This is a genomic window from Agromyces fucosus (assembly GCF_004134865.1).
GTDB classification, from domain to species: Bacteria; Actinomycetota; Actinomycetes; order Actinomycetales; family Microbacteriaceae; genus Agromyces; species Agromyces fucosus.
On the sequence record NZ_SDPO01000002.1, the window covers coordinates 953,856 to 967,661 of the forward strand.

Consider the following 13,806-nt stretch of genomic DNA (forward strand, 5'->3'; position numbering starts at 1 on the left):
TGGCCAGGGGCGCCGCGTCGCGGCATCCTCACCGGCCCGCACCGCTCACGATGCGGTGCCGGGGATCAGCCCCAGCAGATCTCGCCGCCCTCGGTGGTGTCGATGGAGTCGACACCCTCCTGCGGGTCGTCGGTGACGAGCGCGACGCCGGTGTCGAAGAAGTCGAGGCCCTCGGTCGTCTCGGGGGCCTTGCCCGTCTTCACGAGGTCGAAGATCGCCTGCACGCCGAGCTCGGCCATCTTGACCGGGTACTGCTGACTCGTCGCGCCGATGATGCCCTCGGCCACCTGGTCGACGCCGGCGCAGCCGCCGTCGACGGAGACGACGATCACGTCGTCCTTCCCGGCGGCCTTGAACGCCTCGTAGGCGCCGTAGGCGGCCGGTTCGTTGATCGTGTAGACGACGTTGATGTCTGGGTTCTTCGAGAGCAGGGTCTCGGCGGCGGTGCGGCCGCCGTCCTCGGCGCCACCGGATGCCTCGTTGCCGACGATCTCGTAGTCGCCGCCGCTGTAGGTGCCGCTCTTCGCCTCGTCGCCGTTGACTGCCGCGTCGGCGGTGTCGATGCCCATGCCGTCGAGGAAGCCCTGGTCGCGGTTGTAGTCGACCGAGACGATCTTGTCGTCGAAGAGGTCGATGAGCGCGATGGTCGCCTTCTCGCCGGCGAGCTTGGCGGCGGTCCACTCGCCGATCTCCTGGCCGGCCGCGAAGTTGTCGGTCGCGAAGGTGATGTCGACGGCCTCGGGATCGGCGGGGGGCGTGTCGAGCGCGATCACGAAGAGGCCGGCGTCGCGGGCCTTCACGAGCGCGTCTTCGACGCCGGGCCCGTTCGGAGTGATCAGGATGCCGGCGTCGCCCTTGGAGATGGCGTTCTCGATGGCCTGGATCTGGGTGTCCTCGTCGCCGTCCTCCTTGCCCGCGGCGAGCGTGAGCTCGACGCCGAGTTCGTCGGCGGCGGCCTCGGCGCCGTCCTGCATGGCGACGAAGAACGGGTTGGTCGTGGTCTTGACGATGAGCGAGACGCCGATCGCGTCGGCGTCACCGCTGTCGCCGCCTGCGTCGGCGCCGGCGGCACAGCCGGTCAGGGCGAGCGCCGCTGCGGCGGTCAGCGATCCTGCGGCGATGAGGCGGCGGCGGAGCGCACCTGGTGCTGTGTGATTCATCGATGAATCTCCTCTGGTGTTGGAAGGCCCGTTGTCGCCTTGACAACGATGTCAGGGATAGGTCTAGCTCACCGTCGCATGTATAGTCAAGTCCAACTTGCACATTTGGGAGCAAATCGTGACACCGTTGTCAAACTCGAGTACCGCGCCGGACAGCGCACGTTCGCGACCGACGATGCGGCACGTGGCCGCCCTCGCCGGTGTCGGCGTGAAGACGGTCTCGCGCGTCATCAACGGCGAGCCGAACGTCTCCGCGGCGACGATCGCCAAGGTCGAGGCCGCGGCCCGCACGCTCGACTACCAGCCCGACCTGCACGCCGGAAACCTGCGCAGGGCCGACGGCCGCACGCGCACGCTCGGCCTCCTCGTCGGCAGCGTCGACAACCCGTTCTCGGGCGCCGTGCACCGGGCCGTCGAAGACGCCGCCCTCGCTCGCGGGGTCTCGGTGTTCGCGTCGAGCCTCGACGACGACCCCGATCGCGAGCAGGAGGCGGTCTCCGCCTTCCTCCGCCGCCGCGTCGACGGCCTGATCCTCACCACCATCTCCGAGAGCCAGGCCTACCTCGCGCCCGAACTGCGGCGCGGCACCCCGGTCGTCTTCGTCGACCGTGAGCCCGCCGGCCTCACCTCCGACGCGGTCGTCAGCGACAATTCCGACGGCGCCGCCCTCGCGACCAGGCACCTGCTCGAGCACGGGCATCGCCGCATCGCCTACCTCGGCGACCGCCATGACATCCAGACCGCGCGCGAGCGCCACCGGGGCTACCTCGACGAGCTCGGTCGTGCGGGCGTCTCGACCCGGGGCCAGCAGGTCGTCGAGGGGCTCCACGACGAGGCGACGTCACGCGCCGCGACCCTCGCCCTCTTCGACGTTCCGAACCCGCCCACCGCGATCTTCTCGAGCCAGAACCTCGTGACCATCGGCGTCATCCGCGCGCTGCGGGAACTCGGGCGCCAGCACGACACGGCGCTCGTCGGCTTCGACGACGTGCCGCTCGGCGACCTCCTCGAACCCGGGGTCACGGTCGTCGCGCAGAACCCGCAGGCCATCGGACGCATCGCCGCCGAACGCGTGTTCGCGCGCCTCGACGGCGATGCCTCGGTCGCCGCGCGTACGATCGTTCCGACGCGGCTGCTCGAGCGGGGCTCGGGCGAGATCGCCCCGCGAGCGGAGGGCTGAACGGATGTCGCAGCAACTGCCGCAGCAACGCACCGGCTCCTCCGGGTCCGGCTCCGTGGCGCGTGTCACCGTCATCGGCGACGCGCTCATCGACGAGCTCCGCGACCCGAGGGGCGCCCGCGAGTTCGTCGGCGGTGCAGCGCTGAACGTCGCCGTCGGGCTCGCCCTGCTCGGCCAACAGGCGACGCTCGTCGCGATGCTCGGCGACGACGAACCGGCGACGCGCATCCGCGCCTACCTGCGCGACTACGGTGTGCGTCTCATCGAGAGCCCGTCCGAACACGGCACGTCGCGCGCCGTCTCCGACCGCACCGACGGCGAGCCGCGCTACGAGTTCAACGAGGCCGCGCAGCGGCGCCGCATCCGCTTCGACGACGCCACCCGCGCCGCGATCGACGAGGCAGACCTCGTGGTCGTCAGCTGCTTCCCGTTCGACGACGCCGAGCAATACGCCGAGCTCGTCGGCGCGATCGCCGACCCCGCGGGCCGCGTGATCGTCGACGGCAACCCGCGCGCCGGCATGCTCGCCGATCGCGCACGTTTCCTCGCGAACTTCGAGGACTTCGCGTCGCGCTCGCTCCTCGTGAAGGTCGGCGACGAAGACGCCGAGCTGCTGCTGGGCGACACGCTCGACGCCTTCGTGGGGCGGCTCAGCTCCGCAGGCGCATCGGCTGTGCTCGCCACGGCCGGGCGCGACGGTGCCACGCTGCACCACGTCGACAGCCCCGTGCACGCGAGCATCGTGACGTTGCCCGGGCTGGTGATCGACACGATGGGTGCCGGTGACGCGACCCTCGCGGCAATGGTGCGACGCATTGCCGCCGACGGGCTGCCTGCGACCGACACGGCCTGGGCGCAGGCGCTGCACGAGGCGATGCTGATCGCCGCGGCGACGGTTCGGCACGAGGGTGCGTTGCTGCGGATGCCGCGTGCCGATGCAGAGGCCGTGCACTCCAGCTGAACCGTCAGCGCACGAAGCGCACCTCGGTGATCTGCCAGAGGTCGTCGAACTTCCGCGTGCCGTCGGCGACGAAGCCGTTGCGCCGGTAGAAGCCGTGGGCGCGCGGGTTGTCGGCGAGGGCCCAGAGGTAGGCGGGTCGATCGCCGATCGCCGCATCGAGGAGTGCCTGGCCGACGCCGGTGCCGTGGTGGGCGTCGAGCACGTAGAGCCCCTCGAGCTCGAGGTCCCTTGGACCGTCGGCGTCGCGGCCCGCGCTCGTATTCGCCCAGCCGACGATCCGGCCGTCGACCACGGCCACCCAGATCGCCATGCGATGGAACCCCTCGGGTGCCGGGTACACGTCATTCGAGATGGCGAGGTTCGCCGTCCACCGCGCGATGCGGTCAGCCATGGTCCACGCCTCGACCCGCTCACGCGCGACACGACCGGGCTCCACGTAGGTGGTCTGGTGACTGTCCCAGTGCACCCGGGCGATGCCCGGGGCGTCGGCGATGACAGCGGGTCGGATGCTCGTGTGGTGCATTCGTCGAGGGTACGGGGTGGGTGGGCGAAGGAGCATCCGTCCGACCGCTTGCAATGTCCGCCGGACAGTCCGTAGCATCGCCGTCGTTGACTGACAACGATGTCAAGCAGGCATCGACACTCGTGCAATGAAGGGCGATTCGAACGATGACGACGAAATCACGATGGCGCACGGCCGTCGGCGCTACGGCGGCCGCGGCAGTCGCGCTCGGACTCCTGGGCGCGATGCCCGCGATGGCCGAAGGCGCAGACACGGGTCCGGACCCTGCCTCCGAGCAGTACCGGCCCTCGCTGCACTTCTCGCCGGAGCGCAACTGGATGAACGACCCGAACGGCCTCGTCTACGACGACGGCACGTGGCACCTCTTCTTCCAGCACAACCCGTCGGGCACCCGCTGGGGAAACATGAGCTGGGGTCACGCCACGAGCACCGACCTCGTGCACTGGGAGGAGCAGTCGGTCGCGATCCCGCAGACGTTCGACGAGAACGGCGTCGCGATCGAGGACATCTTCTCGGGCTCCGTCGTGGTCGACGACGAGAACACGAGCGGCTTCGGCACGGCCGAGAACCCGCCGATGATCGCGATCTACACGAGCGCCTACACGAGCGCCCATCCGACGCACGCCGGCAAGCAGGCCCAGTCGCTCGCCTTTAGCCTCGACCACGGGCAGACCTGGACGAAGTACGCGGGCAACCCCGTCTACGACCGCGACTCCGCGAACTTCCGTGACCCGAAGGTCTTCCGCTACACGAACCCGGCCACGGGCGAGTCGTACTGGGTGATGGCCGCGGTCGAGGCCCTGCAGTACAAGGTCGTGCTCTCGCGGAGTGACGACCTGAAGACATGGACGCATCTCAGCGACTTCGGTCCGGCGAACGCCGCTGGCGGCATCTGGGAGTGCCCCGACCTCTTCCCGCTTCCGGTCGACGGCGACCCCGCGGACACCAAATGGGTCATGGTGGTCAACCTGAACCCGGGTGCGGTCGCCGGCGGTTCGGGCGGCCAGTACTTCGTGGGCGAGTTCGACGGCACGACCTTCACCTCCGAGAGCACGGTGTCGGATGCCGCGGTGCCGCCCGGCGAGCTCTTCGCCGGGTTCGACGACGGCACGTACGGCGACTGGGTCGTCGGCAACGAGCCGGGCAACTGGAAGAACGGGCCCTGGGGCGACGCCCCCGCGTCGGGAACCCTGCCTGGCCAGAACGCCGTGACCGGCCACCTCGGCGCCGGCCTCGTGAACGGGTTCAACGACTTCGACTGGCCCGTCGGCACGCTCGAGTCTCCCGAGTTCACGATCGACGAGCCCTTCGTGAACCTGCTCGTCGGGGGTGGCAACCACCCGCACGTGGACGGCACGCAGCTCGGCAATGAGCCGCCCGCCGGGCGCCTGCTCTTCGACGGCTTCGAGCTCGCCGACGGCACGACCCTCGCCGACACCGGCTGGACGGCGACGGGCGACTTCGCGATCGACCCGAGCCGCAGCCCGTCGACGCAGGGCGGCGACTACTACCTCGGTCAGAAGCGCATCAACACCTTCGAATCCGGGCCGTACGGCGACACCAACCTGGGCGACCTCACCTCGCCCGCCTTCACGATCGAGCCGGGCGAGGGTCACCTGTCGTTCCTGCTCGGCGGCGGCAAGCGCTTCAACGGCACGCTCGAGGCGCGTCTGCTCGTCGACGGCGAGGTCGTGCGCACGGCGTACGGCCCCGAAGGGGGACAGCTCAACTGGCAGTCGTGGGATGTTTCGGAGTTCGCCGGCCGCGACGCGCAGTTCCAGGTGCACGACGACGCCACCGGCGGCTGGGGCCACCTCACGGTCGACCACCTCATGCTCGGCGCAGCAGCAGCCCTTCCGCGCAGCGAGGAGACGAGCGTCAATCTCATCATCGACGGCGAGGTCGTGCGCACGGCGACCGGCCGGGGCAGCGAGAACCTCGACTGGGTGAACTGGAACGTCGCCGAGTTCGCCGGGCAGGAGGCATCCGTTCGCATCGTCGACAACAACCGCTTCGGCTGGGGCCACGTGCTCGTCGACCAGGTGATGTTCTCGGATGTCGCGGCCGCGCCGCGCATCGAGGGCTACGACTGGCTCGACTGGGGCCGCGACTACTACGCGACCGTGTCGTTCTCGGGCGCTCCCGACGGCCGGCGCGTGATGCTCGGCTGGATGAACAACTGGGACTACGCGAACGACATCCCGACCGGCACGTGGCGAAGCGCCATGGCCCTGCCGCGCGACGTGTCGCTCGTGACGACCGGGCGCGGACCGCGACTCGTGCAGCAGGTCGTACCCGAGTTCGCCGAGCTCGAGCAGACCGATCGGGCCTTCACGGATGCCGCGCGGCCGATCGCCGACGGTGCTTCGACGCTGCCCGTTTCGGGCGAGGTCGTGCGAATCGACGCCGTGCTGCGACCCGGCGACGCCGACGCCGTCGGGCTCAGCGTGCTTGGCGATGACGAGTCGGCGACGCGCATCGGGTACGACGCGGCATCCGGCCGGCTCTTCGTCGACCGGCGGGACTCGGGGAACACGGGCTTCCACCCGGCGTTCGCCTCGCTCGACGACGCTCCCGTCGCGCTCGACGCCGACGGTACGGTCACGCTGACCGCCTACATCGACCGCTCCTCGGTCGAGGTGTTCACGGCCGACGGGCGCACGACGATCACCGACCAGGTGTTCCCGAACGCCGGTGCCGACACCATCGGGCTCTGGGCCGACGGGGAGGGCTCGACCCTCGAGTCGCTCACGGTGACGCCGATGCACGGCGCGATGTACCGGGAGGCGGGTGCCGACGATGCCACGGCGGCACCGGCTGCGGCCGAGGTGTCGGCGCTCACGGGGCCGCGGAAGGGCCCGGATGCCGACGGCGACTTCGTCGTCAAGGTCAAGGTCGCCAAGGGCGAGCCGACGACCGTCGTCCGCCTCGTCGAGAACGGCTCGGTGGTCGGTCGCGTCTACCGTTCGGCCGGCGACGGCCGGGTCGTCGAGTTCGACGTCACGGATGCCGCGCCGGGCGAGCACCGCTACTCGGTCGAGGTCGAGAACTCGGCAGGTGTCACGCCGAGCGGCGAGCTGCTCGTGCGCGTGGCCGGCTGAGCCGGGCAGGCCGGGCGAGCCGCGCGAGCGCAGGCGCGACCTCGGAGATCTGCGGCGATTCGAGCGGAGGGTTCACCTCCGTCCGATCCAATGCAGATCTCCGAGGTCGGCTGCGGGTGCAGCGGATGATTCGCACCCCGAGCACCTGAGGGGCGTCGTCAGAACGGCCACACGAATGGCACGAAGAACACCGCGACGACGAGGAACAGCAGGAGCAGCGGCAGCCCGAGCTTCCAGTAGTCGCCGAAGCGGTAGCCGCCGGGCTCGAGCACCATGGTGTTCGCGGGCGTCGCGACGGGCGTGAGGAACGAGGCCGCACCGGCGACCGTGAGCGCCATCATGAACGGCAGCACCGACACCCCGAGGTCCGCGGCGACGACGACGGCGACGGGCGTCACGATGAGCACGGTCGCGGTGTTCGAGATGAGCTGGCCGAGCACCATCGTCAGCGCGCAGATCGCGAACAGCGCCAGGTACGGGGAGGCGTCGCCGACGAGGCCGAGCAGGCCGTCGGCGATCAATGCCGCGGTGCCGGTCGAGATGAACGCCGTCGACAGCGGGATCATGCCGGCGACGAGCACGACCGTCGTCCACGAGATGCTGCGATAGGCCTGCGTCGGGCTCACGACCTTGGTGAGCACGAGAGCGGATGCCGCGGCGAGCCCAGCAATCGCCGGCGGCACGAGACCCGTGGCGAGCAGCACGACCATGGCCGCGAGGATCACGAGCGCGCGCTTCGCGCCGGCACCGAGCGGCACCGAACGGCGCATCGTCGCCGGGTCGTCGACGACGAGCACGTCGGGGCCGGCGGTGTTGCGCTCGAGCTCGCCCCACGGGCCGCTGACGAGGAGCGTGTCCCCGGCCTGCAGCAGCGAGTCGCTGCCGACGAGGTCCTCGCCGCCGCGCTGCACGGCGAGCACGACGAGATCGCCGCTCGGCGTGCACATCCCGGGGAAGAGGTGCAGGCCGATGAGCGACGAGCGCGGTGCCACCACGACCTCGGTGGCGCCCTCGCGCACCCCGATGAGCTCGGTTCCCTCGGGCAGGTGATACTGCTGGCGAAGCGTGCGCGCGTGCTTGCCGACGTCCTGCGGCAGCGTGGTCGCCGCGCGTTCGGGCAGCAGCCGACGACCGAGGAGCGAGATGATCAGCAGGGTGCCGACCACGAGCGGCACGCCGACGAGGCCGAATTCGAAGAAGCCGAACGGGCGCGCACCGGCGTCGGCGGCGGCCTCGCTCACGATGATGTTCACCGGGGTGCCCGTCAGCGCGAGCAGCGACCCCGCGTGCGCCGAGAACGCGAGCGGCATGAGCATCTGCGAGGGCGCGATACCGACGCGGGTCGCGACGACGACGACGACCGGGATGAGCGCGGCCACCGCCCCGTTGACGCTGATGAGCGCCGTGACCCCCGCGACGAGCAGGCACACGACGAGGAGCAGCGGGCCGCGCCTCGTGCCGGCCCGGCCGATGACCTGCTGCCCGGCCCAGGCCGTGACGCCCGTCGAGTCGAGCGATTCGCTGACGACGAAGAGGGCGGCGATGAAGATGACGGTCGGGTCGCCGAACCCGGCGAGCGCCTGCCCGAGATCGAGGATGCCGGTCAGCCAGAGCGCGACGGAGACGCCGATCGCCACGATGCCGAGCGGCACGCGGTTCGACATGAACGCGATGATCGCGAGCGCCAGGATGACGAGCGTGGTCGCGACGGGGTCCATGGGCACAGACTAGCTGTGAGGCATCCGCTACAGGAGGGGGCCGCGCGAGGACCGCAGCCGTCCCGTGACGGCCGACCCCGCCAAGATGCCGAGCGCGATCGCGACCATCGTCGACGCCGTGGTCACGAGGGTGTCAGCGCCGGCCTGGTCGCCGCCGAGGATCGTGGCGACGCCGACGAGCCCGATCGCCCCGGGGACGAGCAGCCAGAATGCCGGCAGGAAGCTGACGACCGCCGGCGGGCCGGTGCGCTGCCGAGCCACGAGCACCGCGACGGGCGTCATCACGAGCGCTCCCACGAAGGCCGAGAGCACGCCGCCGAAGAAGACGTCGCCGATGACCTGGGCGCCGTAGGCCGAGTAGAGCACCAGCAGGATCCAGACGATGGAGTCGCGTCGCCCGCAGTTGTAGACGACGATGCCGACGCCGAACACGGCGACGGCGATCCAGGGAGCGATCGGACCGATCGGCAGCGACGCCGTCGTGAAGTCGATGCGCGGCACCCCGACGAGCGCGGCCGCCCCGACGATGCCCACGGCGAGCAGCACCAGCTGCATGGTGCCCGCGGCGAGGCGACCACCGCCCGACATCATCTGGCCGGTCGCGAGCTCGATGACGCCGGTCGTGAGGAGGGAACCGGGCAGCAGGGTCACGAGAGGCGCGATGAGGGCGGGGAGCACACCCGGGTCGAGACCCGCCCTGATGAGCAGGAACACGGCGATCGAGACGCCGAACGCGATCGCCACCGTCACGAGCGCCTGGTAGTCGCGCGGCGCTCGAGCCGAGAGGAGCTGTGCCGCGCCCGCGAACACGCCGAGCACCGCGGCGGCTCCCGCGCCCGCCCACGAGGCGCCGAGCAGCACCGAGAGTCCGCCGGAGAGGAGCGCGTACGCCACCACCCGTTGCACCGGCGAGTACGGCATCGGCTGCCGGCGGAGCGCGCGGATGCGTCGCCGCGTCGTGGCTGGGTCGATCGCACCGGAGCGGGCGGCCTCGACCGTGCGGTTCAGCGCGTCGATCTGCGACAGCGTGAGCTTGCTGCTGCCGCTCGAGACGGCACCGGTGCTGAGGTCGCCGACGCCGCGGGCCGAGACGATCAGGGCGGTCGGGAAGACGATGATCTCCGTCGCCGGGGCGGCGTTCACCGTGGCGATGTCGAGCAGGGCGGCGTGCACGGTGGTCACCGAGTAGCCGGCATCGATCATCGCCTCGCCGACCGACTCCATCGCGGCGAGCGTGACGGCGGGCGGCGGGGTGGTGCCCGCCGGCGGCCCTCCCGGTGCGAGCACGCCCGTGACGAGCTCACCGGTCGCCGCGTCCTCCTCCGACACTCCGGGCCTGCGGATCGCGAAGAGCACCGCTGCGCTCGCGAGCAGCACGACCGCCGCGATGATCCACGACCACGGCGACTCGCTCTCGTCGAGCACCGCGGGCGGCACGGGTTCGAGCACCGGCGCCTGCGACGGCGTCTCGGTCGGCGTCGGCGGCACCTCCGACGCGGGCGCCTCGGTCGTGGGCGGCGGCGTGGTCGGCACCGGCTCATTGGTCGGCTCCGGCTCGGTCGTCGGGGTGGGTTCGGGTTCGGGTTCGGGTTCCGTGGCGGGGGGCGTCGACTCGATCGGCTCATCGGTCGGCAGCGGCTCGACGATCGGCGCGGCCCCCGGCGCCGTCACACTCGCCGTCGACGTCGCCCAAGCGGCCGGCGGTGTCGCCGCGATCCACCCGATGCCGAACCATGCCGCGCCGGCGAGCGCGCCGATCGCGACGACGATCCGCATTCGCCCCCCGGCTGACATGTCGCTCACTGTAGTCTCGGCCGCCCGAGGGGCTCAACGCCGTGCCGTATCGCCGGCGACCCGTGTGCCGCTACGGTGAGCAGCAACAGCAGATTGAACTCGAGGGGACGTTCATGAGCACGCAGGCCGAAGCATCCGTCGTCGCACCGATCGCGAAGACATCGTGGCTCGCCCTCGTCGTCGTCGTCATGACGCAGATCCAGGTCTCGTTCGCGGTGAACGCCCTCACCGTCTCGATGGCCGGCATCACGACCGAACTCGACACTCCGGCGAGCACGGTCGGCACGGCGATCACCGCGGGAACCTTCGCGATGGCGGCATTCATCCTGCTCGGGGCGAAGATCGGCTCGCGGTTCGGCAGCCGCGGCGTCTTCCAGATCGCCGTCGCGATCCACGGACTGGCCATGCTGGGCGTCGCGCTCAGCGTGTCGCCCGCGATGCTGTTCATCGCCCAAGCCTCGTCGGGCGCGGTCATCGCCCTCATCGCCCCGGCGCTCACCGTCTTCATCGCGACGAACTACCACGGCCTGCAGCAGGGCCGGGCGATCGGCCTCCTGGCGGCGGCCATCCCCGCGGCCGGCGTGCTGGCACTCCTGCTCGCCGGCTGGTTCGCGAACACGATCGGCTGGCGCTGGTCGTTCGTGCTGATGGTCGCTCTCGCCGTCGTCAACCTGCTGCTGAGCTTCAAGCTCAAGCGGGTGACGGCACAGCCCGGTCTCTCCATCGACTGGACCGGCGCCATCCTCGCGGCCGTCGCGGTCATCCTCCTGAGCTTCGGCTTCTCGGGGCTCTCGACCTGGGGCGTGTGGCTCGCGACGAGTCAGGCGCCATTCGACATCCTCGGCATCTCGCCGGCACCGCTGCTCGTGATCGCCGGCCTCATCGTCGGCCAGGTGTTCTTCTCCTGGCTGCGTCGCCGCGGGCGCGAGGGCAAGCCGCGCATCTTCGACCTGCGCGTCCTCGCGACGGGCTCCGAGCGGGCCATCACGGCGTGCATGGCGATCATGCTGTTCGTGGGCACCGCGGCGAACTTCCTGATCCCGCTCTACATCCAGGTCGTGCAGGGCCGCTCGAGCATCGAGACGTCGTTCTCGATCATCCCCTACACGCTCTCGATCTTCCTCGCCTCGACGTTCGTCGCCTCGCTCTACGGCCGGTTCACGCCGAAGGCGATCGCGAGTGCCGGCTTCGTCGTGGTGGCGTCGGCGCTCACGCTCCTCGCCTTCACCGTGCGCGGCGAATGGAGCCAGGGCTTCGTCGTCGCCGGACTCATCCTGCTCGGCCTCGGCCAGGGCGCGATCGTCGCGCTCGTCTTCAACACCCTGCTCTCCTCCGCGCCCAGGCAGCTCGCGGGCGACGTCGGTGCGTGGCGCGGGCTCGTGCACAACCTCTCGGGCAGCGTCGGCATCGCGGTGGCGACGGCGTTCGCCGTCGGCATGCTCTCGACGCTGCTGCTCAGCGGCGCGCAGGAGCATCCCGAGATCTCCGACGAGCTCATCGCGCAGGTGAACATCAACGAAGCCGACTTCCTCACGAACGAGCAGCTCGCCGCCGTGCTCGAGTCCCGAGCGAGCGGGCCGCAGCTCGACGCCGCGATCGCGATCAACGCCGAGGCGCGCCTGCAGGCGCTCAAGGTCTCATTGCTCGGCCTCGCAGCGCTCTCGCTCCTCGCGATCGTGCCGGCGACCCGAATGCCCGGACGCCGTCGCGACGAACTGCCCGAGAAGCTCGAGCCCGACGACGGCGATCCGATCGACCCCGTCGACCTCGATGACGTCAACGACCTCGATGGACTCGACCTCGACGACCTCGCCCAGAAGGAGACACCGGCATGACCCGCAGCGCGAACAAGCTCATCCCCGACGACTTCGACGCGGTGTCGTCGCTCGCGAACTCCCCGTCCGTCGTGCTCGACGAAGCGCTGGGCGACACCGAGGTGACGGGTGTGCTCGTCACCACCCCGGTCGCCGACGCCGAGTCGATCGCCGGTCTGGACCAGGCAGCATGGGAGCGCGCCGGCTTCGAGGCGAAAACGGGGCAGACGCTGTACGTGCCCGGTGCCGAGCCGACCGTGCTCGTCGGCGGCGGCCCGACCGCCGAACTCACGATCAACGGGTTGCGGGATGCCGCGGCGGCCCTCGTGCGCGCCGCCGCCAAGGCCTCGCGCATCGGGTTCGAGATCCCCGAGCTCGGCTCGCTCGACCGGGCATCGGCCGGTCAGGCGATCGCGGAGGGCGCTGCCCTCGGAAGCTACCGGTACACCGGTCGCTCGACGAAGCCGAGCGGTGCACCGTTCGAGCGACTCGTCCTGCGCATCGGCGACGTGCCGACCGCCGGCTCCGATGCCGTCGAACTCGCCGCCGGCATCGAGGCCGGCCTCGTCACCGCGCGCGCGGCCAACGTGGCCCGCGACCTCGCGAACACTCCCCCGGGCCACTTGACCGCGACCGATCTGGCCGACGTCGCCGTGTCGCTCGGCGTGCGCTTCGGCTTCGAGGTCGAGGTCTTCGACAAGCAGCAGCTCATCGAGCTCGGGTGCGGCGGCCTGCTGGGCGTCAACCGCGGCTCGACCGAGGAACCGCGCATGGTGAAGCTCCGCTACACGCCCGTCGGCACCCCGACCGGGCATCTCGGGCTCGTCGGCAAGGGCATCATGTACGACTCGGGCGGCATCAGCCTGAAGCCGTCCGACCCGATGCACCTGCTCATGAAGATGGACATGGGCGGCGCGGCATCCGTGCTCGGCGCCTTCACCGCGTTGCGGGCGCTGCGTTCCACCGCGACCGTCACCGGCTGGCTCATGTGCACCGACAACATGCCGTCGGGCTCGGCGTACCAGCTCGGCGACGTGCTCACCGCGCGGAACGGCACGACCGTCGAGGTGAAGAACACCGATGCCGAGGGCCGGCTCGTGATGATGGATGCCATCGCCCTCGCGAACGAGGAGGGCGTCGACACGATCATCGACATCGCGACGCTCACGGGCGCCGCCCTCATGGCGCTCGGCACCTCGACCGCAGCGCTCTTCGGCAACGACGAGACGACCCTCGCCTCGGTCGAGCGCGCCTCAGCGGCGACCGACGAGCAGGTCTGGCGGTTGCCCCTCGAGCGCCGCTACCGCAAGCAGCTCGACTCGCAGGTCGCCGACCTCTCGAACCTCGGCGGCACCTTCGCGGGCGCGACGACGGCGGCGCTGTTCCTCGACCACTTCGTGGGCACGACGCCGTGGGCGCACCTCGACATCGCGGGCACGATGCAGTCGGATGCCGACGAATCGTGGCGTTCGAAGGGCGCCACCGGGTTCGGCACGCGGATCCTCATCGACGTGGCGCGGGGGTTCCAGGCGGCGCGCTGACGCAGGGCCATTGC

At 70.7% G+C, this 13,806-nt stretch carries 9 protein-coding genes; 5 read left to right on the forward strand and 4 right to left on the reverse strand.

Going from position 1 to position 13,806, the window contains the following annotated elements:
• Positions 1–65 precede the first annotated feature (65 nt).
• The gene (locus ESP57_RS10175) at positions 66–1,160 is read right to left on the reverse strand and encodes a substrate-binding domain-containing protein (RefSeq protein ID WP_056006789.1); all 1,095 of its coding nucleotides are present in this window, start codon (positions 1,158–1,160) and stop codon (positions 66–68) included.
• A 175-nt stretch (positions 1,161–1,335) separates the two neighbouring features.
• On the opposite strand from ESP57_RS10175, the gene ESP57_RS10180 reads away from it, so the two are divergent.
• Together ESP57_RS10180 and ESP57_RS10185 are read left to right on the forward strand one after the other, a co-directional pair.
• Positions 1,336–2,340, forward strand: coding sequence for a LacI family DNA-binding transcriptional regulator (locus ESP57_RS10180; RefSeq protein WP_056006792.1), 1,005 nt, complete (start codon positions 1,336–1,338; stop codon positions 2,338–2,340).
• Between the two features lie 4 nt (positions 2,341–2,344).
• Positions 2,345–3,301 (forward strand): carbohydrate kinase family protein, encoded by a 957-nt coding sequence (locus ESP57_RS10185; protein ID WP_056006796.1) that lies wholly within the window; start codon positions 2,345–2,347, stop codon positions 3,299–3,301.
• Between the two features lie 4 nt (positions 3,302–3,305).
• Here the strand turns inward: ESP57_RS10185 and ESP57_RS10190 are convergent, their stop codons facing one another.
• Positions 3,306–3,824, reverse strand: a complete 519-nt coding sequence (locus ESP57_RS10190; protein ID WP_056006799.1) for a GNAT family N-acetyltransferase — start codon at positions 3,822–3,824, stop codon at positions 3,306–3,308.
• Positions 3,825–3,970: 146 nt separating this feature from the next.
• On the opposite strand from ESP57_RS10190, the gene ESP57_RS10195 reads away from it, so the two are divergent.
• Entirely contained in the window at positions 3,971–6,925 is a 2,955-nt protein-coding gene (locus ESP57_RS10195) for a GH32 C-terminal domain-containing protein (RefSeq protein WP_129231446.1), read from the forward strand.
• A 158-nt stretch (positions 6,926–7,083) separates the two neighbouring features.
• Here the strand turns inward: ESP57_RS10195 and ESP57_RS10200 are convergent, their stop codons facing one another.
• Together ESP57_RS10200 and ESP57_RS10205 are read right to left on the reverse strand one after the other, a co-directional pair.
• Positions 7,084–8,643, reverse strand: a complete 1,560-nt coding sequence (locus tag ESP57_RS10200; protein ID WP_129231448.1) for an SLC13 family permease — start codon at positions 8,641–8,643, stop codon at positions 7,084–7,086.
• Between the two features lie 27 nt (positions 8,644–8,670).
• Entirely contained in the window at positions 8,671–10,437 is a 1,767-nt protein-coding gene (locus tag ESP57_RS10205; RefSeq protein WP_129231450.1) for a threonine/serine exporter family protein, read from the reverse strand.
• Positions 10,438–10,550: 113 nt separating this feature from the next.
• Between ESP57_RS10205 and ESP57_RS10210 the strand changes: the two genes are divergently transcribed.
• Both ESP57_RS10210 and ESP57_RS10215 read left to right on the forward strand, forming a co-directional pair.
• Complete coding sequence (locus ESP57_RS10210) at positions 10,551–12,272, forward strand: MFS transporter (RefSeq protein WP_129231452.1); 1,722 nt, start codon at positions 10,551–10,553, stop codon at positions 12,270–12,272.
• Positions 12,269–13,792: a leucyl aminopeptidase gene (locus tag ESP57_RS10215; RefSeq protein ID WP_129231454.1), complete on the forward strand. Its 1,524-nt coding sequence runs from the start codon at positions 12,269–12,271 to the stop codon at positions 13,790–13,792. The genes ESP57_RS10210 and ESP57_RS10215 overlap by 4 nt, the downstream gene beginning before the upstream one ends.
• The last annotated feature ends 14 nt before the right edge of the window (positions 13,793–13,806 follow it).